At 73.6% G+C, this 22744-nt stretch carries 16 protein-coding genes and 5 pseudogenes; 5 read left to right on the top strand and 16 right to left on the bottom strand.

What is annotated here, in order from left to right; translation table 11 throughout:
• Window positions 1-126 precede the first annotated feature (126 nt).
• Together QMQ26_RS34545 and QMQ26_RS34540 are read right to left on the bottom strand one after the other, a co-directional pair.
• Window positions 127-1725, bottom strand: coding sequence for an acyl-CoA carboxylase subunit beta (locus QMQ26_RS34545; protein ID WP_282204061.1), 1599 nt, complete (start codon window positions 1723-1725; stop codon window positions 127-129).
• Window positions 1722-3480, bottom strand: a pseudogene (locus QMQ26_RS34540) (acyclic terpene utilization AtuA family protein). Before QMQ26_RS34540 ends, QMQ26_RS34545 begins: the two are co-directional and overlap by 4 nt.
• Window positions 3481-3961: 481 nt before the next feature.
• Between QMQ26_RS34540 and QMQ26_RS34535 the strand changes: the two are divergent.
• Window positions 3962-4141, top strand: coding sequence for a hypothetical protein (locus tag QMQ26_RS34535; RefSeq protein WP_282204060.1), 180 nt, complete (start codon window positions 3962-3964; stop codon window positions 4139-4141).
• Between the two features lie 56 nt (window positions 4142-4197).
• Here the strand turns inward: QMQ26_RS34535 and QMQ26_RS34530 are convergent, their stop codons facing one another.
• Both QMQ26_RS34530 and QMQ26_RS34525 read right to left on the bottom strand, forming a co-directional pair.
• Entirely contained in the window at window positions 4198-4392 is a 195-nt protein-coding gene (locus QMQ26_RS34530) for a hypothetical protein (protein ID WP_100838900.1), read from the bottom strand.
• A 435-nt stretch (window positions 4393-4827) separates the two neighbouring features.
• Window positions 4828-5832, bottom strand: coding sequence for a phosphatase PAP2 family protein (locus tag QMQ26_RS34525; RefSeq protein WP_282204059.1), 1005 nt, complete (start codon window positions 5830-5832; stop codon window positions 4828-4830).
• A 469-nt stretch (window positions 5833-6301) separates the two neighbouring features.
• On the opposite strand from QMQ26_RS34525, the gene QMQ26_RS34520 reads away from it, so the two are divergent.
• Entirely contained in the window at window positions 6302-6649 is a 348-nt protein-coding gene (locus QMQ26_RS34520) for a hypothetical protein (protein ID WP_282204058.1), read from the top strand.
• Window positions 6650-6769: 120 nt separating this feature from the next.
• A pseudogene (locus QMQ26_RS34515) lies at window positions 6770-7533 on the top strand (glucose 1-dehydrogenase).
• 51 nt (window positions 7534-7584) lie between these two features.
• On the opposite strand, the gene QMQ26_RS34510 reads toward QMQ26_RS34515, so the two are convergent.
• The 8 genes and pseudogenes from QMQ26_RS34510 to tdh form a co-directional block, all read right to left on the bottom strand.
• Complete coding sequence (locus QMQ26_RS34510) at window positions 7585-8241, bottom strand: MBL fold metallo-hydrolase (RefSeq protein WP_282204057.1); 657 nt, start codon at window positions 8239-8241, stop codon at window positions 7585-7587.
• A 106-nt stretch (window positions 8242-8347) separates the two neighbouring features.
• Entirely contained in the window at window positions 8348-9283 is a 936-nt protein-coding gene (locus QMQ26_RS34505) for a Gfo/Idh/MocA family protein (protein WP_282204056.1), read from the bottom strand.
• A gap of 175 nt (window positions 9284-9458) precedes the next feature.
• Window positions 9459-10157 (bottom strand): chitinase, encoded by a 699-nt coding sequence (locus QMQ26_RS34500; RefSeq protein ID WP_404814236.1) that lies wholly within the window; start codon window positions 10155-10157, stop codon window positions 9459-9461.
• Between the two features lie 160 nt (window positions 10158-10317).
• On the bottom strand, window positions 10318-10758 hold the full coding sequence (locus QMQ26_RS34495; RefSeq protein WP_282204055.1) for a type II toxin-antitoxin system death-on-curing family toxin: 441 nt from the start codon (window positions 10756-10758) through the stop codon (window positions 10318-10320).
• Window positions 10755-10922, bottom strand: coding sequence for a hypothetical protein (locus QMQ26_RS34490; protein WP_282204054.1), 168 nt, complete (start codon window positions 10920-10922; stop codon window positions 10755-10757). The genes QMQ26_RS34495 and QMQ26_RS34490 overlap by 4 nt, the downstream gene beginning before the upstream one ends.
• Window positions 10923-11019: 97 nt before the next feature.
• Window positions 11020-11940 (bottom strand): LysR family transcriptional regulator, encoded by a 921-nt coding sequence (locus tag QMQ26_RS34485; RefSeq protein ID WP_100838910.1) that lies wholly within the window; start codon window positions 11938-11940, stop codon window positions 11020-11022.
• A gap of 208 nt (window positions 11941-12148) precedes the next feature.
• Window positions 12149-13339 carry a glycine C-acetyltransferase gene (locus QMQ26_RS34480; RefSeq protein WP_282204053.1) on the bottom strand — a complete coding sequence of 397 codons (1191 nt, stop codon included), beginning with the start codon at window positions 13337-13339 and terminating at the stop codon, window positions 12149-12151.
• A 62-nt stretch (window positions 13340-13401) separates the two neighbouring features.
• Window positions 13402-14432, bottom strand: a pseudogene (gene tdh / locus QMQ26_RS34475) (L-threonine 3-dehydrogenase).
• A 434-nt stretch (window positions 14433-14866) separates the two neighbouring features.
• Between tdh and QMQ26_RS34470 the strand changes: the two are divergent.
• The gene (locus tag QMQ26_RS34470) at window positions 14867-17026 is read left to right on the top strand and encodes a fibronectin type III domain-containing protein (protein WP_404814235.1); all 2160 of its coding nucleotides are present in this window, start codon (window positions 14867-14869) and stop codon (window positions 17024-17026) included.
• Here QMQ26_RS34470 and QMQ26_RS34465 read toward each other — a convergent pair.
• Window positions 16971-17429 (bottom strand): annotated as a pseudogene (locus tag QMQ26_RS34465) (PPOX class F420-dependent oxidoreductase); the annotation flags it as partial. The gene QMQ26_RS34470 and the pseudogene QMQ26_RS34465 overlap by 56 nt on opposite strands.
• Before the next feature lie 125 nt (window positions 17430-17554).
• On the opposite strand from QMQ26_RS34465, the pseudogene QMQ26_RS34460 reads away from it, so the two are divergent.
• Window positions 17555-18328, top strand: a pseudogene (locus tag QMQ26_RS34460) (alpha/beta fold hydrolase).
• Window positions 18329-18417: 89 nt separating this feature from the next.
• Here the strand turns inward: QMQ26_RS34460 and QMQ26_RS34455 are convergent.
• From QMQ26_RS34455 to QMQ26_RS34445, 3 genes are read right to left on the bottom strand one after another with little or no spacing between them, the layout of a single operon-like run.
• Complete coding sequence (locus QMQ26_RS34455; RefSeq protein WP_282204052.1) at window positions 18418-19809, bottom strand: hypothetical protein; 1392 nt, start codon at window positions 19807-19809, stop codon at window positions 18418-18420.
• On the bottom strand, window positions 19806-21329 hold the full coding sequence (locus QMQ26_RS34450) for a uracil-xanthine permease family protein (RefSeq protein ID WP_282204051.1): 1524 nt from the start codon (window positions 21327-21329) through the stop codon (window positions 19806-19808). The genes QMQ26_RS34455 and QMQ26_RS34450 overlap by 4 nt, the downstream gene beginning before the upstream one ends.
• Window positions 21319-22716 carry an MFS transporter gene (locus tag QMQ26_RS34445; protein ID WP_282204050.1) on the bottom strand — a complete coding sequence of 466 codons (1398 nt, stop codon included), beginning with the start codon at window positions 22714-22716 and terminating at the stop codon, window positions 21319-21321. Before QMQ26_RS34445 ends, QMQ26_RS34450 begins: the two co-directional genes overlap by 11 nt.
• Window positions 22717-22744 lie beyond the last annotated feature (28 nt).

The following is a 22744-nucleotide window of genomic DNA, read 5'->3' as shown; positions in this document are numbered from 1 at the left end:
TGTCACGGTTGTGAGAGGCTGCAATCGCGAGAGGGTCTAACGGTTGCGCGCAGGTGCAGCAGCGAGGCACCCTTGCGATGGTGAGAGGGTGTAACGGTTGCGGGGCGCTGCAACCGTGACGGGGTGTCACATGCGGAAGACGCCGTAACCATCGGCGCCCGCGATCGGGCCGCTGTGGATGGCGGACAGGCAGAGGCCGAGGATGGTGCGGGTGTCGCGCGGGTCGATCACTCCGTCGTCGTAGAGGCGGCCGGAGAGGAAGACCGGGAGCGACTCGGTCTCGATCTGCTGCTCGACGGCGGCGCGGATCGCGGCGTCGGCCTCCTCGTCGTAGGGCTGCCCCTTGGCGGCGGCGGACTGGCGGGCGACCAGGGAGAGGACGCCGGCGAGTTGCTGGGGGCCCATCACCGCGGATTTGGCGCTCGGCCAGGTGAACAGGAAGCGCGGGTCGTAGGCCCGGCCGCACATGCCGTAGTGGCCGGCGCCGTAGGAGGCGCCCATCAGGACGGAGAGGTGCGGGACGGTGCTGTTCGCCACCGCGTTGATCATCATCGCGCCGTGCTTGATGATGCCGCCCTGCTCGTACTCCCGGCCGACCATGTAGCCGGTGGTGTTGTGCAGGAAGACCAGCGGACGGTCCAGCTGGTTGGCGAGTTGGATGAACTGGGCGGCCTTCTGGGACTCCTGGCTGAACAGCACGCCCTGCGCGTTGGCCAGGATGCCGACGGGGTACCCGAGCAGGGTGGCCCAGCCGGTGGCGAGGCTGGTGCCGTAGCGGGGCTTGAACTCGTCGAAGTCGGAGGCGTCGACGATCCGGGCGATCACCTCGCGGGGGTCGAAGGGCGCCTTGAGGTCGCCGGGGACGATGCCGAGCAGTTCGTCCTCCGGGTACTCGGGCGGCTCGGGGCGACGCGCTGGTTCGGGGCCGGACTTGCGCCAGTGCAGGCGGTGGACGACCCGACGGGCCAGGCGCAGGGCGTCGGGTTCGTCGAGGGCGAGGTGGTCGGCGAGGCCGGAGGTGCGGGCGTGCATCTCGGCGCCGCCGAGCGACTCGTCGTCGGACTCCTCGCCGGTGGCCATCTTCACCAGCGGCGGGCCGCCGAGGAACACCTTGGCCCGCTCCTTGACCATGATGACGTGGTCGGACATCCCCGGCACGTATGCGCCGCCCGCCGTGGAGTTGCCGAACACCACGGCCACGGTGGGGATGCCCGCCGCCGACAGCCTGGTCAGGTCGCGGAACAGCGCGCCGCCCGGGATGAATATCTCCTTCTGGCTGGGGAGGTCGGCGCCGCCGGACTCGACCAGGTTGATCAGCGGGAGCCGGTTGCGCAGCGCGATCTCGTTGGCCCGCAGGGCCTTGCGCAGCGTCCACGGGTTGGACGAACCGCCGCGCACGGTCGGGTCGTTGGCGGTGATCACGCACTCGGTGCCGGCCACCGTGCCGATGCCGGTGACCAGTGCCGCGCCGACCTGGTACGGGCTGCCCCAGGCGGCGAGCGGGGAGAGTTCGAGGAACGGCGAGTCCGGGTCGAGCAGCAGCTCGATCCGTTCGCGGGCCGCGAGCTTGCCCCGACCGCGGTGCCGTTCCAGGTACTTGGATCCGCCGCCGGCCAGCGCCTTGGCGTGTTCGGTGTCCAGGTCGGCCAGTCTGGCGAGCATCGCGTCGCGGTTGGCCGCGTACTCGGGCGCGTCCGGGTCGAGCCGGGTGGGCAGGACGGTCACAGCGGGGCCTCCGGGGGCTCGGGCCGGACGGATGGGAGAAGGGGTTCCGGGATGTCGAGGTGGCGGGAGCGCAGCCACTCCCCCAGCGCCTTCGCCTGGGGGTCGAACCTGGCCTGGGCGGCGACGCCTTCGCCGAGCAGGCCGCGGAGGGTGAAGTTGACCGCCCGGAGGTTCGGAAACAGGTGGCGCTCGATCTCCAGTTCGGCGGTCTCCGGGAGGAGTTCGCGCAGTCTGGCGACGGTGAGGGTGTGGGCGAGCCAGGGCCATCCGGCTTCGTCGCGGGCCCAGAGGCCGAGGTTGGCGTCGCCGCCCTTGTCGCCGCTGCGGGCTCCGGCGACCAGGCCGAGCGGGGCGCGGCGGGTCGGGCCGGGGGGCGGGGGTGGCGGCAACCGGACTGGCGGGAGCGGGGGTTGGCGGGTGGTGGTGGCCGTCGGGGGCGGGATGGAGATACGTCGGCCGGTGGCCGGGTGGACGGCGGGCAGGCTGGCGGCGGGCAGGTGGTCAGCAGGCAGGCGGTCAGCAGGCAGGCGGTCGGCAGGCAGGTGGGCGGTGTGGTCGACTGCCTTCTGGTCCAACTCCCTTGCCTCGAAGACCCCGTAGGGGCTGGGGCGGCCGGGCGGGGCGGTGAGGTGGAAGCCCGGGTAGCCGGCCAGGCCGAGTTCGACGGCGGCGGCGGTGAGGGCGCGTCCGACCCGGCGCTCCTGCGGGTCGCGGGCGGTGAGCCGGAGCAGGGTGCTGGCGCGTTCCTCGGTGTCGGCGTCCGGGTGCTGGGTGCGGGTCTCGGTCCAGCGCAGTTCGGTCGGCGGGTCGGCGGCCAGCGCCCGGTTCAACTGCCGTTGTACCAGGGCGGATTTGGCGTCGGCGTCCAGGCCGGTGAGGACGAACGCCAGCTCGTTGCGGTACCGCCGAGCCGGTTCAGCCCGACCTTGAGGGTGGCGGGCGGGGGCTCGCCGCGCACGCCGTCGATCCGGACCCGGTCGGTGCCCTGCGCGGTGAGCGTCACGGTGTCCAGCCGGGCCGTGACGTCCGGCCCGAGATAGCGCGGTCCGCCCGTCTCGTACAGGAGTTGGGCGGTGACGGTCTCCAGGGTCACCGTGCCACCGGTGCCCGGGTGCTTGGTGATCACGCTGCTGCCGTCGGCGTGCAGTTCGGCGATCGGGAAGCCCGGGTGGTCGACGTCGTGCTCGGTGAAGAACGCGTAGTTCCCGCCGGTCGCCTGCGCCCCGCACTCCAGGACGTGGCCCGCCACCACGGCTCCCGCCAGCGCGTCCAGGTCGTCCGGCGTCCACCCGTGGTGGGCGATGCCCGGCCCGACCACCAGCGCGGCGTCCGTCACCCGGCCGGTCACCACCACGTCCGCGCCCGCGCGCAGGCACTCGGCGATGCCGAACGCCCCCAGGTAGGCGTTCGCGGCCAGCAGCGGACGGTGCGGGCTCCGCTCCTCCGTCCAGCCGAACTCGCTTGCCCTGGGGAGGAGTTCGTCACCGGTGACGTGGCCGATCCGGGCCCGGAGGCCCTGCCGGGCGGCGAGTTCGCCGAGCGCCTCGGCCAGCCGGGCCGGGTTGAGGCCGCCCGCGTTCACCACGATCCGCACCCCGCGGTCGAGCGCCTCGGCGAGGCACTCCTCGGCCTGCCGCAGGAACGTCCGCGCGTACCCCAGCGACGGGTCGCGCAGCCGGTCCCGGGCCAGGATCAGCATGGTCAGCTCGGCCAGGTAGTCCCCCGTCAGCACGTCCAGCGGCCGCCGGTCAGCATCTCGCGGAACGCGCCGAACCTGTCTCCGTAGAACCCCGAAGCATTGCCGATCCGCAGCACGAAACCTCCCCAACTCCGCCGCTCCCGGCCGCCGTTGACGGCGGCGACCGGGAACGGAGCGCGTCCGGTCGGGACCGAGCGTGGCAGCAACCTGAAGACAAATCAAGCACGCGTGCTTGTTTTTGGTCGGCGGAGGACGAGGGGATCAGGGGTGGGGCTCGGGGCCAAGGCGGAGCGGGTGGCGCGTTCCCGTTGCCCCCGGCGGGGCCGTTGTCGGCGAGGTGCGGCATGCTCCACGCAGGCTTCACGCGATGACCGAGCGCGGACTGTCGATGCGCGACCCGGGGCCGGCCGGCCTGAGCCGGCTGGTGGCGAACATGCAGCGGGGCGAATCCCCCTGATCGTCGAACGGTTCGGCCCGGACGAGCCGGCGGGCGACCGGTACGCGCAGGTCCGTCTCCAGGAGAACGGCGTCTACCCGGTGGAGTACCGCGACGGCGCACCCGCCGAGCACGACCGGACCCCGACGCTCTCCCTCGCCGAGGTGGTGAACGCGCTGGTCGGCTGGTCGCGCGGGCGGACGGAGTGGCGGTCGGGGTTCGGCTGGACCGGCATCGGCGACCGAGCTTCGGACGGCGATCGGGTCACGGGCGGCGGCTGAGTACCGTCGCTGCGGTCGAGCCACGTCCGTGGGTGTGCGGGGGGGGTGGCGGGGCTTTAGAGCATCCAGAGACCGAAGCCCGCGACCAGGATGCCGGTGGCGATCAGCAGGGGGCCGAGCAGGTGGTCGCGGGGGCGGTCGGTGCCCGGACGGATGCGAATGGTGGAGGCCAGGCCGACACCGGAGAGCAGGACGCCGAGCGGCGTCAGGACCGCCCACAGGACGGGTGCGGCGAGATGGCCGGAGATCATCGGCCGGTCGGCCCGCCGGCGGGTCGGGGGCGCGCGCCGGGCGCTGACGGAGCGTGGGGTGCGGCCATGGCGGGTCCTCCTGCGGTGTTCCGCACGACGCTACCCGGGGGCGCAACAAGACTCCGCCACGGATTGGCAAAGCCTTCCCCGCTCCCGCCGGATCGCCTCGGAGCCGCCACCCCTGACGGGACGTCAGGTTCACCCGGGCGGCCCATCGGCGCGAACGCGGGACAGTTCGATTCACAGGGAAAGCCCAGCGACTTCCCGGCATCCGCTCAGCCGCCTCCGGAGGGTCTCGTCGGCGGCTTCCCGGGCGCGACGGCGGACGGCGGCGGCGGACGATGGCGGCGGCGGGCCGGGGACGTGGAAGGGCCCCGGTCCGGCACCACCTTGCCGGGCCGGGGCCGGGGCCCGCGGGAGCGGGGAGGAGCGCCCTCAGCCGACCGGGACGGTCGGGATCGGTTCGACGGCGGGGGCGGCCGCCGCCTCCCGCACCGCCCGGGCCGCCGCGCGGCGGGCGATGAAGCGGTTGACCAGGGTGACCATCGCCCAGGCGTAGGCCCAGCCGACCAGGATGTCGATGATGAAGTGCTCGGCGCCGTAGACCAGCGTGAAGGCCATCGCCAGCGGGTACGCGGCGAGCAGGACGCGCAGGGTGCGGCCGGCCTTCGGCCAGAACACCAGGGCGATCATCATCGGGTAGGCGGCGTGCAGCGAGGGCATCGCGGCGACGTCGTTGGCGAACTTGCTGCCGTTCTCGAAGACGGTGCCGGCCCGGTGCAGACCACTGCTGTCGAGGACGGTGGAGACGACCCGGCTGACGGCCGGCATGTGGCCCTCCAGCGCGGTCAGCCACGGCGGGTCGGCCGGGTAGAGCACGTAGGTGACGAAGCCGATCGCGGTGATCGCCAGGTAGCAGCCGAGGAAGTGCCGGAACCGGGCGTGGTTGCGCTTCCACAGCACGGCGAGGATCACGAACACCGCGAAGAAGTGCGACATGTAGACGGTGACGGCCGCGTAGTCGTACCACTGCGGCCGGCCGGGGTGGTAGAGCCAGTCCTGGAGCCGGACGGTCCAGGTCTCGCCGAAGCCGAGCACCTTGTCGAAGGCGAGCTGCGGGGCGTAGTGCGGCTTCCAGGGGGTGTGCGAGCCGTAGCCCCGGAGCAGCGAGTACGTCCAGACCACGGCCATCACCGGGACCCAGTCGCGCAGGACGTACAGCCACCCCTTTCGACCGCCGCTGTGCACGGACGCCGCGATCAGGGCGGCGATCAGCCACAGGAAGACCACGTCGTTGGCGTACGGCAGGCCGTAGACGACCAGGTAGCGCCAGAACGCCACGACGAACAGCGGCCAGGCGAGGTGGCGGAGTCTGAGCCGGGACAGGAGGTGGAGCGCCAGGGAGCGTGACCGGGCTGCCAGGTGGGACGAGTCGATCATGCGTCACGAAGCTAGCAACTGCGGCTTGGAGATTCCTCCTGCCGCGCGCCGGGGTTCCCAGCGAGTTCCCAGACGACACACGGACGGGTAGCGGGCTCCGCCAACTGCCCTAATGTTCGACATTAATAATGTCGAGTATTAATGTGGCGGCATGACGAGGAAGTCGAAGGCCGCCGGGAGCGGCCCCGAACCGGTCGATGACGACCACGGCGACGGCGGTTCCACCCGGGCGCGGCTGATCCGCTCCGCGGAGCGCGCGTTCGCGCGCGGGGCGTGCACGGGGCGCAGCTGCGCGAGGTGGTGCGGGGGCCGGGCAGGCGAACCCGTCCGCGGTGCAGTACCACTTCGGTTCGCGCGAGGGACTGCTGGACGCGGTGATGGCCGAGCGGCAGCGGCGCACCGAGCGGGCGCTCGCCGAGCGGCTGCCGCGGCCCGAGGGGTGCGGGCTGGGCGAGCTGCTCGGGCGCTGGTGGACGCGGAGTCCACCGAGCTGCGCACCGAGCGCGGCCGGGACTGCCTGCGGATCTCCACCCAGGTCAGCCACCGCAGCGGCATCCGGGAGCGGCGTCCGCACGCCGGGCTCGCGGGCACCCTGTACTGGCGGCTGATCCTCGCGCTGGAGGAGCCGCTGGTCGCGCTGGCGCCCGAGCCCGTCCGGCTGGAGCGGATCGACCTGGCGCTGACCCTGATCGGGGCCGCGCTCGCCGAGCGCGCCCGGCAGTTGGCCGAGGGCGAGCCCACCCTGAGCGAGGACCGCGCGTACCTGGCCGACCTCGTCTCCGTCTGCACCGGCCTGCTGACCGCGCCGGTGCCCTGACCCCCGCCGCCGAGTACCGAGCACCGAGTGTCGGGTGTCGGGTGTCGGCGGAGGACGTACCACTGGAACGAGCGCCCGCGGGGCGTCTGCCCTGCGGGGCGAGCGAGCAAGGAGCAAGTCATGAGTGAGCTGTCCGGCAATACCGTCGTCATCACCGGCGGGGCCCGGGCCTGGGCGCGGAGACCGCCAAGCAGGCGGTCGAGGCGGGGGCGAACGTGCTGATCACCGACGTCCTGGACGCGGACGGCGCGGCCGTCGCCGCGGCGCTGGGCGAGCGGGCCCGCTACCGCCACCACGACGTCACCTCGGAGCAGGACTGGGCGGACGTGGTCGCGTACGCGCAGGCCGAGTTCGGGGCGGTGCACGGGCTGGTGAACAACGCGGGCATCTCCACCGGGAGCTTCCTGACCGAGGAGTCGGTGGAGCACTTCCGCAAGGTCCTGGACGTCAACCTGACCGGCGTGTTCATCGGCATGAAGGCGGTCGTCCCGGCGCTGCGGGAGGCCGGCGGCGGCTCGGTGGTGAACATCTCCTCGGCGGCCGGCCTGATGGGCCTGGCGCTGACGGCCGGCTACGGCGCGTCCAAGTGGGGCGTCCGCGGGCTGACCAAGATCGGCGCGGTGGAGCTGGGCGTGGACCGGGTCCGGGTGAACTCCGTCCACCCGGGCATGACCTACACCCCGATGACGGCGTCCACCGGCATCCGGCGCGGTGAGGGCAACTACCCCAACACTCCGATGGGCCGGGTCGGCGAGGCGTCCGAGATCGCCTCGGCCACCGTCTTCCTGCTCTCCGACGCGGCCTCCTACATCACGGGCGCCGAGCTCGCGGTGGACGGCGGCTGGACCACCGGCCCGACCGTCCGCTACGTGATGGGCCAGTGATCGAGCGGTCGCCGGGCCGGTGACCGGGGAACGGTGATCGGGGGGCCGGTGTCAGTCCAGGACGGCGGACTCCCCCAGCGCGATCCGGGCGTAACGGGTGGCCGCCTCCCCGCCGAGCCAGCCGTCGAAGTTCTCGGCGCCGATCGCGCTCAGGTTGGCGTCGTGGATCGGGAAGGTGCGCTCCGGGCGGATGGCGCGCACCATTTCGATCGCCTCCCGCAGGCTCAGCCACGGGCCGGACGCCGGGAGCAGCAGGGCGCGGACGTCCTCCCCCGGGCCGTGCGGGACGTGCAGGGCGTCGCCGGGGTGGTAGACGCCCTCGACCAGGTAGCCGAGGTTCGCGCAGTCCGGGTACCCGTCGATGACCTGCGCGTGCCGCCCGCCGACCGCGCGCACCGCGAAGCCGCCCGCCTCGAAGCCCTCCCCCGCCCGGACGGCGGTGGGCGGGAGGCCGGCGAGGGCGGGGTGCCCGGCGAGCTCGGCCGCGAGCTCCGGGTGGGTGTAGACCTCCAGGCCCGGGTCGGCGGCGCGGGCGGCGGCGAGCAGGCCGTCGTCGACGTGGTCGGCGTGCGCGTGCGTGTAGAGCACCGCCCGGACGCCCTTGAACGCCTCCGGCTCCGTCCAGCAGCCCGGGTCGATCAGGACGGAGCGCTCCCCGTCGGGCGAGTCGATCCGGACGCAGGCGTGGGCGTACTTCGTCAGGCGCATCGGATCAACCTAGCCCGGGCCACGGCAGTCCGCATCCCGTTTTCTGCAAGGTGGTTGACGGGGAGTCAGTCACTGCGTCGGTGGCGTCCAGGTGGGCGGGGCGGGGTCAGCTGGGGTCGGTTTCGATGCGGTTGACGATGAGTTCGCAGAGTTCGTGGGTGCGCAGGGCGTCGGTGGCGTCGAGGGTCTTGCCGGCGCGGAGGGCGTCGAGGAAGTGCTGGACGATCTGTTCGATGCCGCGCTGGCGGGCGACGGGGACCCAGTCGCCGCGGCGGCGGACGGTGGGCTGGCCGCGGTGGTCGACGACCTCGGCGAGGTTGTGGACCTCGCGCTTGGAGTCGGCGCCGGAGACTTCGAGGATCTCCTCGGTGGAGCCGGAGACCCGGTTCATGAGGCCGAGGGCGGTGAAGCCGTGGCCGGCGAGGGTGAGGACGACGTGTTCGACCAGGCCGTCGCGGGTGCGGGAGCGGACGTCCACGTGCTCGATCTCGCCGGGGACGAGGAAGCGCAGGGTGTCGACGACGTGGATGAAGTCGTCGTAGACCAGGGTGCGGGCGCGCTCGGGGAGGCCCTCACGGTGCTTCTGGAGCACGATCAGGTCGCGCGGGCGCTCGGCGGCGAGCAGGTAGCCGGGGGCGTGGCGGCGGTTGAAGCCGACCATCAGGGAGCGGCCGGTGCGCTCGGCGAGGGAGGTCAGGCGGCGGGCGCCGTCGAGGTCGTAGGCGAGCGGCTTGTCGACGTACACGTCGACGCCGCGGGTGAGCAGTTCCTCGACGATCGGGACGTGCTGGTCGGTGGCGGCGTGGACGAAGGCGGCGCGGATGCCGGAGTCGATGAGTTCGCCCAGGTCGGTGGTGCGGAACGGGAGGCGGTGGGCGTCGCCGATCCGGTCGAGCTTGGCCCGGTCGCGGGTCATCAGGCGCAGGTCGATGCCGGGTTGGGCGGTGAGGACGGGCAGGTACGCCTTCTGCGCGATGTCGCCGAGTCCGACGACGCCGATCGGGATCGGGGTCGCACCGGGGTCGGTCTGGTGATCGCTCATCGGGCACTCCTGCGAGGGTGGGTGGTGGTGGTCCCTGGCCACCCGGCAGCATATGCCAGGACGGATGTTGAGCAGTCAGGACGTGGTGGATCGGCCGATTCGCGTCGGTGTCGGAGGAGACGGCCGGGGCGAGCGGGCCCCCGGCGGGCGCCCCGGCCGGGTGCGGGGCGGCGGGTCAGCAGGAGAGGCTGCCGCCGCCGACGTCGGTGCCGAGGACGCCGACGAACTGCTTGTAGAGGTTGATCCGGTCGTTGCGCTCGTCCGGGTTCTTGCCGTCGCACTCCAGCGCGCCGTTGATGCTGCGGATGGTCTCGCCGAAGCCCTTGTTGTTGACGATCGCGTCGTGCGGGGTCGTCCGGCCGGCACCGCTCTGGGTGTTCCAGAACCACAGGCCGGTCTTCCAGGCGGTGGCCGGGTTCTTCTCCACCTGCCACGGGTCGTGCAGCAGGTCGATGCCGAGGGCATCGCCGGCGGCCTTGTAGTTGAAGTTCCAGCTGAGCTGGAGCGGGCCGCGGCCGTAGTAGGCGCTCTTCCCGGCCGGGCAGCCGTAGGGCTGCGAAGTGTCGCAATAGTGCGGGTAGTTGGCGGTGTTCTGCTCGACCACGTAGCGCAGGCCGCCGGTCTCGTGGCTGACGTTGGCCAGGAAGGCGGCGGCCTCGCGCTTGCGGACGGCGTCGCTGCCCGCGTTGGCGAACTTGGGGTAGGCGCCGAGGGCGTCGGTCAGGCCCTTGTAGGTGTAGAAGGCGTTCCGGTTCGGGAACATCTTGTTGAACTGGGCCTCGCTGACCACGAAGGAGGCGGCCGAGGCGGTGGGCAGCGGCGCGGCGGCCAGCCCGAGGGTGCTCAGCAGCGCGGTCGAGGTCAGCACGGACAGCGCACGCGGAGCACGCGGGAGACGGACATGGGGAACCCCTCTGGCGGCCCGGCGGGCCGCCCCGATCGGCGATGACGTTCAGCGACGCACAGTTGACCGTGCGTCACATCCGCCATCCTGGCCGGAGTGATGGGCCGTACCCAAACCAGTCGACCGTCCTTCACCCCATCGGACGCGCGCCCTCCCGGCGGCGGTCGGGGTGGTCGGCGGCGGCGCCGAGGATTCGGCGGAGGTCGGCCACCGCGGTGTCGAACCGGTCGCGGTAGCCGCCCTGGGCCAGGCGCAGCATGAAGGCGACCGCGTCGTCCGGCTGCGGGTCGGTGTAGGGCTGTCCGTTGTAGTCGAGGAAGAGCAGCATCGACTCGAAGGCGGTGCGCTTGTTCCGGTCCGTCATGGGGTGGTTGCGGGCCAGCGACTCGCCGAGCGCGACCGCCTTGGTCCACGCGTCCGGGTACGCGTCCGCCCCGAACGCCGAGGACTGCGGGCGGCCGAGCGCGGAGCGCAGCAGCGAGCGCTCGCGGACCACCGCGACGTCGCCCAACAGGTAGGCGATGTCGTCCTCGTCCAGGTGGTCGGTGGTGTGCTGGTGGGGCGCGTTCACAGCTCGGCCAGCCTCTCCAGCGTCTCGGCGTTCGCCGCCCGGATGCGGGCCACCAGCGCGGCCCGTCGGGCGGCGCGCTGCTCGGCGTCGGGTCGCCGGTCCTGGTCCTGGTCGTGGCCGTGTTCCTGGTCGTGGAGCTGGTCGTGCTCGTGCTCGTGCGGCATTTCGGGCCTCCCCCCCCGGTCGGTTCGGGAACGGAAACTAGCGGGTGGGAGGGGTGACGTTCGACCGGTTATCCGGGAGGGGCGGGGCGCGGGGCGGTCAGGCCGGGTGGTCGAGGGGGGCGGCGGCCTCGGCGAGGGCGGTGAGGACCGGGCTGATCAGGGGGTGGAGTTCGGCCCCGGCCCGGGTCGCGGCGAAGACCCTGCGGGTGGCGAGGGCGCTGTCGACGGGGCGGACGGCGACGGCGGCGAGTTCGGCGCCGCGCAGGGCGGAGCGCGGGACGAGGGCGACCCCGGCGCCGGCCGAGGCGAGCGCGGTGACGGCGCGGAAGTCGTCGGAGGAGTGGACCAGCCGCGGCTGGAACCCCGCGTGCTCGCAGGCGAGCAGGACCACGTCGTGGCAGGGGTTGCCGGGGTAGGGGCCGATCCAGGGTTCGGCGGCGAGGTCGGCGACCGCGACGGGCCCGTCCCCGGCGGCCAGCGGGTGGCGCAGCGGGAGGACGGCGTCGAAGGGTTCGGCGTACAGCGGCAGGCGGGTCAGGCGGCGGTCGTCGGGGCGCGGCGCGCCCCGGTACTCGACGGCGACGGCGATGTCGGCGCGTCCGTCGAGCAGCATCGGCAGGCTGGCGTCGCCCTCCGCGTCCAGGACGCGCACCCGCAGGTCGGGGGCGGTGTCCGCGAGGGCGGTGACGGCGGGGGCGAGGACGAGGGCGATGCCGGTGGCGAAGGCGGCCACGGTGACCTCGCCGGCCGCGCCGGAGCTGTAGGCGGCCAGGTCGGCCTCGGCGCGTTCGAGCTGGGCGAGGACGGCGTCGGCGTGGGTGAGCAGGATCTCGCCGGCGGCGGTGAGCCGGACGCCCCGGCCGGCCCGGACCAGCAGGGTGTGGCCGGTCTCCTGTTCGAGGGCGGCGAGCTGCTGGGAGACCGCGGAGGGGGTGAGGTAGAGCGCGGCCGCGGCGGCGGTCACGGTCCGGTGGTCGGCCACGGCCCGGAGGGTCCGCAGCCGTCGTGCGTCGATCACGGGTCAATTCTGCCAGCGCGGCGGAGCCGACCGGGACGGGGTTCCCGGGCGGCCCGGGAACCCCGGCGCGGAGGCCGGGGGCAGGGGTGGCGCGGGGAGCCGGGAGTGGCTCCCCGCGCCGGGCGGGCCGTCCCCGGAGGGGGGTGGGGGCGGCCCGGAGGGGGGCGCGGTCGAGGGTCGGTCCGCGCCCTGGCGGGAGGGGACGGGGTCAGGCGTCCAGGGCGGTGCGGGCGTCGATGAAGGCGGCGACGGCGCGTTCGACGTCCTCGGTGCTGTGGGCGGCGGAGAGCTGGACCCGGATTCGGGCGGCGCCGTGCGGGACCACGGGGTAGGAGAAGCCGATCACGTAGACGCCGCGTTCGAGCAGGAGTTCGGCGAGGCGGCCGGCCCTGGCGGCGTCGCCGACCATGACGGGGGCGATGGCGTGCTCGCCGGGCAGGATCTCGAAGCCGGCCTCGGTCATCTTCGCCCGGAACAGCTCGGTGTTGGCGCGCAGCCGGTCGCGCAGGTCGTCGCCGGTCTCCAGCAGGTCGAGCACGGTGAGCGAGGCGGCGGCGATCACCGGGGCGAGCGAGTTGGAGAACAGGTAGGGGCGGGAGCGCTGGCGCAGCAGGGCGACGATCTCGCGGCGGGCGGCGACGTAGCCGCCGGACGCGCCGCCGAGGGCCTTGCCGAGGGTGCCGGTGATGATGTCGACCCGGTCGGTGACGCCGTGCAGTTCGGGGGTGCCGCGGCCGGTGGGGCCGACGAAGCCGACGGCGTGCGAGTCGTCGACCATGACCATGGCGTCGTAGCGGTCGGCGAGGTCGCAGATCTCGGCGAGCGGGGCGATGTAGCCGTCCATCGAGAAGACGCCGTCGGTGACGATGAGGCGGCGGCGGGCGTCCTGGGTGTCCTGGAGCTGCTTCTCCAGGTCGGCGAGGTCGCGGTTGGCGTAGCGGTGGCGGCGGGCCTTGCAGAGCCGGATGCCGTCGATGATGGAGGCGTGGTTGAGCGCGTCGGAGATGACGGCGTCGCGCTCGTCGAGCAGGGTCTCGAAGACGCCGCCGTTGGCGTCGAAGCAGGAGGAGTAGAGGATGGTGTCCTCCTGGCCGAGGAACTGGGACAGGCGCTGCTCCAGTTCCTTATGCACGTCCTGGGTGCCGCAGATGAAGCGGACGGAGGCCATGCCGTAGCCCCAGCGGTCCAGGGCGTCCTTGGCGGCGGCGACCACGGCGGGGTGGTCGGCGAGGCCGAGGTAGTTGTTGGCGCAGAAGTTGAGCACCTGGCCGCCGTTGCCGGAGGTGACGGTGATCTCGGCGGACTGCGGGGTGCCGATGACGCGTTCCGGCTTGAACAGGCCGGCTTCGCGGATCTCGGCGAGGGTGGCGGCGAGGTCGTCGCGGACGTTCTCGAACACGGGGTGTCGCTCCTAACGAGGGATCAGCTGGCTTGCCGGGGAAGGGAGTTCGAGGGCAACCCCTAGAGCGTCGTCCAGTCGAGGATGACCTTGCCGCAGTTGCCGCCGGCGGCCTCGTCGAAGGCGGCGTCGAAGTCCTGGGCGGCGTGCCGGCCGGTGATCACCGGGGTGAGGTCGAGTCCGCCCTCCAGCAGCACGGACATCGCGTACCAGGTCTCGAACATCTCGCGGCCGTAGATGCCCTTGATGGTGAGCATCGAGGTGACCACCCGGGCCCAGTCGATCGGGAAGTCGTCGGCGGGCAGGCCGAGCATGGCGATCTTCCCGCCGTGGGTCATGTTGGCGATCATCGACTGCATGGCCTCGGGCGGCCGGACATCTCCAGGCCGACGTCGAAGCCCTCGCGCAGGCCGAGCCGGTGCTGGCCGTCCTCGATGGTGTGCTGCGAGACGTCCAGGGCGAGGGTGACGCCGAGCTCGCGGGCCAGGTCGAGGCGGTACGGGGAGACGTCGGTGATCATGACGTTGCGGGCGCCGGCGTGCTTGGCGACGGCGGCGGCCATGATGCCGATCGGTCCGGCGCCGGTGACCAGGACGTCCTCGCCGACCAGCGGGAAGGAGAGCGCGGTGTGCACGGCGTTGCCGAACGGGTCGAAGATCGCGGCGACGTCGAGGTCGACCGGGACGCGGTGCACCCAGACGTTGGAGGCGGGCAGCGCGACGTACTCGGCGAACGCGCCGTCGCGGTTGACGCCCAGGCCGATGGTGTTGCGGCACAGGTGGCGGCGGCCGGCCAGGCAGTTGCGGCACTTGCCGCAGACCAGGTGGCCCTCGCCGCTGACCAGGTCGCCGACGTTGACGTCGGTGACGGCGGCGCCGACCGCGGCGACCTCGCCGACGAACTCGTGGCCGACGGTCAGCGGGGTCTTGATGGTCTGCTGGGCCCAGCCGTCCCACTTGCGGATGTGCAGGTCGGTGCCGCAGATGCCGGTGCGCAGGACCTTGATCAGGACGTCGCCGGGGCCGATCTCCGGTTCCGGGACGTCGGTCATCCACAGTCCGGGTTCGGCGTTCAGCTTGACGAGTGCCTTCACGGCGAGCGCTCCTGACGCGGGGTTCGGCGGGCCTGCGGGTCGGCAGGCCCGGGTGCGGGCGTGCGGCGGTTCGCAGCCCGGTGGGGCGGCCCGGCGTGCGGCGGTGACCGGCCCGGCAGGGTGAAATCTGCCTGGTCACGGTGGGTTCGGTCCATCGAGGAATTCTTAACGGGTGCCACAGCTGGGCTGAACGATCGTGCCCGAGCTGGGCCACCGGTCCGGCTCCGGCGTGCCGCAAGACACCCGGACGGAGCAGCGGCGCGGGGGCGTTCGGGGGGTGCCGAGGGGGCCATGGGAGGCGCCGGGCGCGGGCCGGCGGGTGGCTGACGGCGGGTCAGCCGGGTGTCCGGGTTTTGACCTAGCCTTGACATTCGGGATTGGTCCAGTCCATTTTGTTGTGCGCGCTCCCTACGCACCTCCGCCCCCATCCCCCACTGGAGGTCCCCGTGCACGCCCCCAACCGCCGCGCCACCGCGGTCGGCGCCGCCGCGCTGCTGCTGGCGACGGCCGCCGTCGCCGCCGTCCCGAGCAGCGCGAGCGCCGCGAACATCCTGACCAACCCCGGTTTCGAGACCGGCACGCTGAGCGGCTGGTCCTGCTCCGGCGGCCTCGGCTCGGTGGTCTCCACCCCCGTCCACGGCGGATCGAAGGCGCTGGCCGGCGCGGCCAGTGCCTCGGACAACGCCAAGTGCGCGCAGACCGTCGCGGTGCAGCCCAACACCACCTACTCGCTGTCCAGTTGGGTGCGCGGCAACTACGTGTACCTCGGCGTCACCGGCGGCGCCTCGACCTGGACGCCGGCCGCGGCCGACTGGAAGCAGCTGACGGTCAGCTTCACCACCGGCGCCTCGCAGACCAGCGCCGAGGTGTACCTGAACGGCTGGTTCGGGCAGGGCACGTACTACGCGGACGACATCAGCCTGGACGGCCCGGGCGGCGGCACGCCGGACACCCAGGCGCCGACCGCGCCGACCGGCCTGGCCGCGACCGCCACGGCCGCCACCCAGGTCTCGCTCTCCTGGGGCGCGTCCAGCGACAACGTCGGCGTCACCGGTTACGACGTGTACCGCAACGGCGCGCTGGCCACCACCGTCACCGGCACCACCGCGACCGTCACCGGCCTGAGCGCGGGCACCTCCTACACCTTCACCGTCAAGGCGCACGACGCCGCGGGCAACGCCTCCGCCGCGTCCAACTCCCTCTCGGTGACCACGCCTTCGGGCGGGGACCAGCAGGCGCCGACCGCGCCGACCAACCTGGTCGCGACCGCCACGGCCGCCACCCAGGTCTCGCTCTCCTGGGGCGCGTCCAGCGACAACGTCGGCGTGACCGCGTACGACGTGTACCGCAACGGCACGCTGGCCACCAGCGTCACCGGCACCACCGCGACCGTCACCGGCCTGACCGCCTCGACCGCGTACACCTTCACCGTGAAGGCCCGCGACGCGGCGGGCAACGCCTCCGCCGCGTCCAACGCGCTGGCGGTGACCACGCCCCCGACCACCACCCCGAGCGGCTTCAAGCAGGCCGCGCCGTACCTGTACAACGGCTGGGGCAACCCGCCGGCCGCGACCACCGTGATGAACGCCACCGGCGTCAAGTGGTTCACCCTGGCCTTCGTGCTGGCGCAGAACGGCTGCAACCCGACCTGGGACAGCCAGCGCCCGCTGCTGGGCGGCGTGGACCAGCAGACCATCAACGCGGTGCGCGCCGCGGGCGGCGACGTCGTCCCGTCCTTCGGCGGCTGGTCGGGCAACAAGCTCGGCCCGAACTGCGCCGACGCGACCGCGCTGGCCGGTGCCTACCAGAAGGTGATCGACGCCTACAGCCTGAAGGCGATCGACATCGACATCGAGAACACCGACGAGTTCGAGAAACTACACCGTCCAGGACCGCATCCTGAACGCGCTGAAGATCGTCAAGCAGAAGAACCCCGGCATCCGGACGATCGTCACCTTCGGCACCTCGACCAGCGGCCCGACCGCCGCCGGCAACCGGCTGATCGAGCAGTCCAAGGCGCTCGGCGCGGACATCGACGTCTTCACCATCATGCCGTTCGACTTCGGCAACGCGTCCACCGACATGTACGCCGCGACCGTCAGCGCCGCCACCGGCCTGAAGAACAAGCTCAAGTCGGTCTACGGCTGGGACGACGCCACCGCCTACGCGCACCTGGGCATCTCCGGCATGAACGGCCTCAGCGACAGCAACGAGACCACCACCGTCGCCAACTGGACCGCGATCCGCGACTGGGCCAACACCAACCACATCGCCCGCCTGGCGTTCTGGTCGGTCAACCGCGACCGCGGCTGCGCGGGCGGCGGCCTCCAGGAGACCTGCTCCGGCATCGCCCAGTCCGACTGGCAGTTCAGCTCCATCACGGCCGGCTTCACCGGCTGACGCACCGCCGCTCCCCCGACGGCCCCGGTCCCGCCCCACGGAGACCGGGGCCGTCCCCGCGCCCGGACGGGACGGGCCCGGCGGCGGGGCGGACCCGGCGGACGGAACGGGCTCGGCGGGCGGGGTGTCAGTCGGTGGGGCGAGGCGGGCCGGGAAGCCGCCGGTGGCGATCGGGCCCCAGCGGCGCGGGGTGATCCGGATCAGCGACTTGCCCTGACGGCGCATCGCGGCGCGGTACTCGTCCCAGTCCGGGTGTTCGCCGGAGATGGTGCGGTAGTACTCGACCAGCGGCTCCAGCGCCTCCGGCAGGTCCAGCACCTCGGCCTCGCCGTCGACCTGCACCCAGGGGCCGTCCCACTCGTCGGAGAGCACCACCACGCTGACCGCGGTGTCGCGCCGGGCGTTGCGGGTCTTGGCCCGCTCCGGGTAGGTGGAGACCACGATCCGGCCGGCGTCGTCGACGCCGCAGGTCAGCGGGGACGCCTGCGGGCTGCCGTCGGCGCGCCGGGTGAGCAGCAGGGCACGGTGGCGGGGGCGGACGAAGTCCAGCAACTCGGCGAGTTCCACCCGGGTGTTGGTGGCGATCGAAGGGCTCATGGCGGTCAGCCTAGTGCGGCGCTCCGGAATCGTGCCGGATCAGCGCGGGGCTGTCCTGACGGGGCGTCGGGACGCACTAGGGTCTTGCTCCGTCGGCAGGCTGCGAGACGGAGGGAGCTGGGACGGTGCGGACCGCGACCGTGACGCCCGAGGGCGATCAGATGCGCTGGGTGGAGTTCGAGGGGCGGGAGAGCGGCCCGGGTCTACGTGCACGGACTGGGGGCCAGCGCGCCCGCGTACTTCGCGGCCTCGGCGGTCCATCCGCTGCTGGCCGGGCGGCGGTCGCTGCTGGTGGACCTGCTGGGGCACGGCCTCAGCGACCGGCCGACCGGCTTCGACTACACCCTGGAGTCGCACGCCGACGCGCTGGCCGCGCTGCTGACCGCCGCGGGGGTGTCGGGCGCGGAGCTGGTCGCGCACAGCATGGGCGGTTCGGTGGCGGTGGTGCTCGCCGACCGCCACCCGCACCTGGTGTCCCGGCTGCTGCTGGTGGACGCCAACCTCGACCCGGTGCCGCCCCGGCCCGGGCACGGCGGCGGGAGCGGCATCGCCGCGTACACCGAGGAGGAGTTCCTCGCCGGGGGCTGGGCCGAGGTCGCGGACCGGGTGGGGCCGCACTGGTGGTCCACCATGCGGCTGGCCGGGCGGGAGGGGCTGTACCGCAGCGCCGTCCACCTGGCCGCAACACCTCGCCGACGGTGCGGGAGGTGCTGAGCGGCCTGTCCGTGCCGCGCGCCTTCCTGCTGCCGGCGTCCGACACCCCGCTGCCGGGCGCGGACGCGCTGGCCGCCGCCGGGGTGTCGGTGGTGGCCGTCCCGGACTGCGGGCACAACATCATGCTGGACAACCCGGAGGGCTTCGCCCGGGCCGCCGCCGCCGCGCTCGCGCCGGAGGCGTAGCGGCGGCGGGGTAGCGGCGGCGGCGTAGCGGGCGGGAACGGCGGGGCGGAGCGGGCGGGAACGGCGGGGCGGAGCGGCAGGGCAGGGCGTCAGTCCAGCGGGGTGTGGAAGGCGGTGGTGAAGCTGGCGCCGTTGGCGAGGCTGATCACGCCGGGTTCCGGGTTGGCGATGCCGCGGTTGAAGGCGCCGCCGTAGCCGTGGCCGATCATGAAGACGCCCCAGTTGACCACCACCGGCTCGGTGCGGCCCGTCCCGTCACCCACCGGGAAGCGCTCCACCACCGGCCGCACCCGCCGCTGCACCACGTACGGGCCGCCCGCGGCGGCGGCCACCTTGGCCCGCCACTCCGCCTCCCCGGTCTGCCAGCCGGGGAGGACGTCGAGTCCGCCGTGCCCGGCGGTGGCCTTGAGGGTGAACTCCTCGCGGTGGGCCAGCACGTACGGCAGCAGGTCGACCTGTTCGCCGTCGGCCTCGACCTTGCGGTCGGCGAGCATCCGCGTCCACGGCAACAGGCCGTCGACCAGGGCGAGTTCGGCGGCGTCGAAGGCCGGGCGGTGGCGTTCGTCGCTGACCAGCGCGAGGCAGCCCTTGGCGCCGTACAGCTCGGTCTCCAGGGTGGCGAACAGCGCGACCAGGCCCGCGTCGGCGGCGGCCAGGATCGGGGCGGCCAGTGCGGCGTCGGCCGGGTCGACCAGGTCCTCGCTGACGAACCAGCGGTGCACCAGGTCGATCCGCCGGCCGTGCACGTACACCCCGTCGGCGCGGGTCTCGACCTGGCCCGCGTGGCAGGGGACCGCCTCGATGCCCAGCGGGGCGAGCATCTCGGCCATCACCCGCAGCCGCGGCTCCAGGCTGGGGAAGCTGGTCGGCCAGTCCACCAGGGCGACCAGCGGGGCGGCGTCGAAGTCCAGCTCCGGGAACGCCTCGCGCCACATGGCGACCAGCAGGTGCAGGGTGTCGGCGTACTCCAGGCGGTGCTCGGCCACGAAGCGGCGCAGCTGCTCGTCGCCGAGCATGGCCCGGTTGATCAGCGGGGTGTCGAAGCCGCCGAGCGGGCTGCCGACGTTCAGCTCCAGCAGCTTGAAGCCGCCGGCCTCCTGGTAGAGGTCGGAGCGGGCGATCCGCGGCACGGTGCGCGGCTGGCCGTCCGGGCGCAGCGAGGTGGCGATCTGGAGCGGCGACCAGCCGGCCGCCGCGGCGAACGCCCGGACGTCGCCGTCGAAGAGCCGGTGCGGCAGCGAGAGCAGCAGGTCGTAGAGGCCGCTGAGGCGGACGCCGAGGTCGCGGGCGGTGGCGCCCTCCAGGAAGACCGGGCGGGTCAGGTAGTTGCCGCCCAGGGCCGCCCGCAGCGCGGTGTCCTCGGCGCAGCGCCGGGCCAGCGACTCGGCGCTCGGGCGGCCGGCCAGGTAGGCGGCGGTCAGCGCGTTCTCGGCGACCGGGGGGGTGCCGGCGGCGGGGCGGGTCGGCGCGGGGCTGGTCATCGGGCTGCTCCTCGGCTGGCGGCGACGGGGGCGGGGACGGGTTCGGCGGGGACGGGCTGGGGGCCCGCGGCAGCAGGAACAGCCGCGGACGCGGACACGGGCGCGGACACGGGCGCGGACGCGGACACGGGCGCGGACACGGACACGGACGCGGGCGCGGGCGCGGGCGCGGGGTGCGGGTCGGTGGCGGTGCGGCGGCGGGCGGCCAGGTGGCGCAGGGCGTGGTGGCCGACCAGGACGATCAGGGTGCCCAGCGTGATGCCGCTCAGCGAGAAGCCGCCCGTGACGCCGATCGAGACGCCGCCGATCCCGGCGACCACGCCCGCCGCGGTGGGGACCAGGTGGACGGGGTCGCCGAAGTCGACCCGGTTGCGGACCCAGATGTTGGCGCCGAGCAGGCCGATCATGCCGTAGAGGACCACGGTGATGCCGCCGAGCACCCCACCGGGGGTGGCGGCGACGATCGCCCCGAACTTGGGGCACAGGCCGAGCAGGACGGCGGTGCCCGCGGCCACCCAGTACGCGGCGGTGGAGTAGACCCGGGTCGCGGCCATCACGCCGATGTTCTCGGCGAAGGTGGTGGTCGGGGCGGAGCCGGTGCCGGCCGCAACCGCCGTGGCCAGGCCGTCGGCGAACAGGGCGCGGCCGAGGCTGCCGTCCAGGTCGCTGCCGGTCATCTCGGCGACGGCCCGCACGTGGCCGGTGTTCTCGGCGACCAGGGCGATCACCGCGGGCAGCGCCAGCAGGATCGCGGAGAGCCGGAACTCCGGCGCGTGCGTGGACGGCAGGCCGATCCAGTCGGCGTGCGCCACCGCGCCGAGGTCCACCCGGAAGTGGGTGGTGACGGTGCCGGTGGCGTCGGGGGCGGTGATCGGGCCGGTGGTGAGGTCCAGCAGCCAGGAGAGGGCGAAGCCGAAGACCAGGCCGACGAAGACCGAGATCCGTCCCCAGAAGCCGCGCAGCAGGACGCCGGAGGCGAGCACCACGGCCATCGTGGCCAGCGCCGTCCACTGGTCCTGCGGCCAGTAGATCCGGGCGACCACGGGGGCCAGGTTGAAGCCGATCAGCAGCACCACCGCGCCGGCCACCACCGGCGGGAAGAGCCGGTTGACGACGGCGCTGCCGGCCCGGTGCACGGCCAGGCCGACCAGGGCCAGCGCGACGCCGGACACCGCGACCGCGCCGGTGACCACGGCGCTGGAGCCGCCGGCCGCCCGGATCGCGGCGACCGCGCCCACGAACGAGGCGCTGGTGCCGAGGTAGCTGGGGATGCGGCCGCGCACCACCAGCAGGAAGAGCGCGGTGGCGATGCCGGACATCATGATGCCGAGGTTCGGGTCGAGGCCCATCACCAGCGGGAAGACGAAGGTGGCGCCGAACATCGCCACCACGTGCTGGGCGCCGAGGCCGACCGTCCGGGGCCAGCTGAGCCGCTGGTCGGGCCGGACGGCGGCGCCGGGGCGCGGTTCGCGGCCGTCGCCGTGCAACTCCCAGGTCAGGCCGAGCCGTTCACGCAGCACCGGACACCTCCGCGGACGCAGACGCGGCCGGAGCGGGGGCGGTGGCGGTGGCGGTGGGGTCCGCGGACGCGGCGGGCCCTGCGGACGCGACGGGTTCAGCGGGCTCGGCGGACTTCGCGGGCCGTCCGCCCAGCCCCTGCACCAGCAGCACCGACAGCAGGCTGAACGCGGCCAGGAACACCCACGGCCACAGCGGGCCGCGCCCCAGCAGGGCGGTCAGGACCACCGGCGACACGGCGCCGCCGATCGTCCAGGAGAGTTGGAAGGCGGCCTGGTAGCGGCCCTGGATGTGCTCCTTGGCCATCGCCACGCTGAGTTCGTTGGACGGCGGGCCGCCGACCATCTCCGCCAGCGTGTAGACCAGCACGGCCAGCACCAGGCCCGCCTCGACCGCCCAGCCGGGCACCGCCAACAGCGCGCCGAACAGCCCGAACGCCACCGCGTTCAGGACCGCGGCCAGCGCCAGCACCCGTACGGGGTTGCGGTGTTCGCCCCAGCGGGCGACGGTGGTCTGGGCCAGCGCGACCAGGCCGGTGTTCAGCACGACCAGGGCGCCGACGATCCAGGCGGCGGCGTGCAGCGTCCCGGTGGCGTAGACCGCGAGCAGCACCGGAAGCACCATGGCGGCCAGCACGAAGCCCAGGTTGGCGGCGACCAGGCGCAGGTAGGGCAGGTCGCGCAGGACGTCCCGGTAGCTGCCGGCCGGGCGGTCGGCGGGGGCGGCGGCGCCGGTGGGGCGGGGCTGTTCGCCGGTCGGGCGCCAGGAGGAGATCAGCCAGGCGGCGAGCAGGAAGGTCGCGGTGTTGGCGACCACCACGGCCCGCAGGCCGGTGGTGCCGGCGAACTGGAGCAGCAGGGCGGCGACGGCCGCGCCGAAGCCCGCGCCGATGTTGCGCAGCGAGCTGGTGAGCGCGAACCAGCGCTGCCGTTCGCCCTCGCGGGCGGCCAGCACGACCAGCGGGCGGCTGGAGGTCCAGTAGATGTTCGAGCCGGTCTGCACGACCAGTTGGAACAGCACGATCATCCAGGCCTGGCGGCAGAACAGGAAGCCGAGGAAGCCGCCGGCCGACACCAGGTTGCCCACCGCGACCACGGCGCGCGGGCCGATCCGGTCCAGCAGCGGCCCGACCAGGGCGGGCACCGGCAGCGAGAGCAGGTGGCCCAGGGTCAGGGCCGCGCCGATCTCGACCAGCGGCAGGTCGGTGGTCCGGGTGAAGTAGACGACGGTGAAGGCGAGGACCAGTCCGTTGCCGAGGCTGTCGATGACGTTGGCCGCCAGGAACCGGCCGTTGCCGGTGAGGTCGGGCAGGCCGAGGAGGTGTCGCAGTCCGCGCGGCGGCTGCGGCGGCCGTGCGGACTGCGACGGCCGGGGTGCGCTGTTGTCCATGACTCTCCTGCGGGCGCGCGGCGGCCGC

This window comes from Kitasatospora fiedleri (assembly GCF_948472415.1).
Taxonomy (GTDB): domain Bacteria; phylum Actinomycetota; class Actinomycetes; order Streptomycetales; family Streptomycetaceae; genus Kitasatospora; species Kitasatospora fiedleri.
Note: the sequence above shows the minus strand (reverse complement) of the source record. Positions and strands in the feature narration are given on the sequence as shown.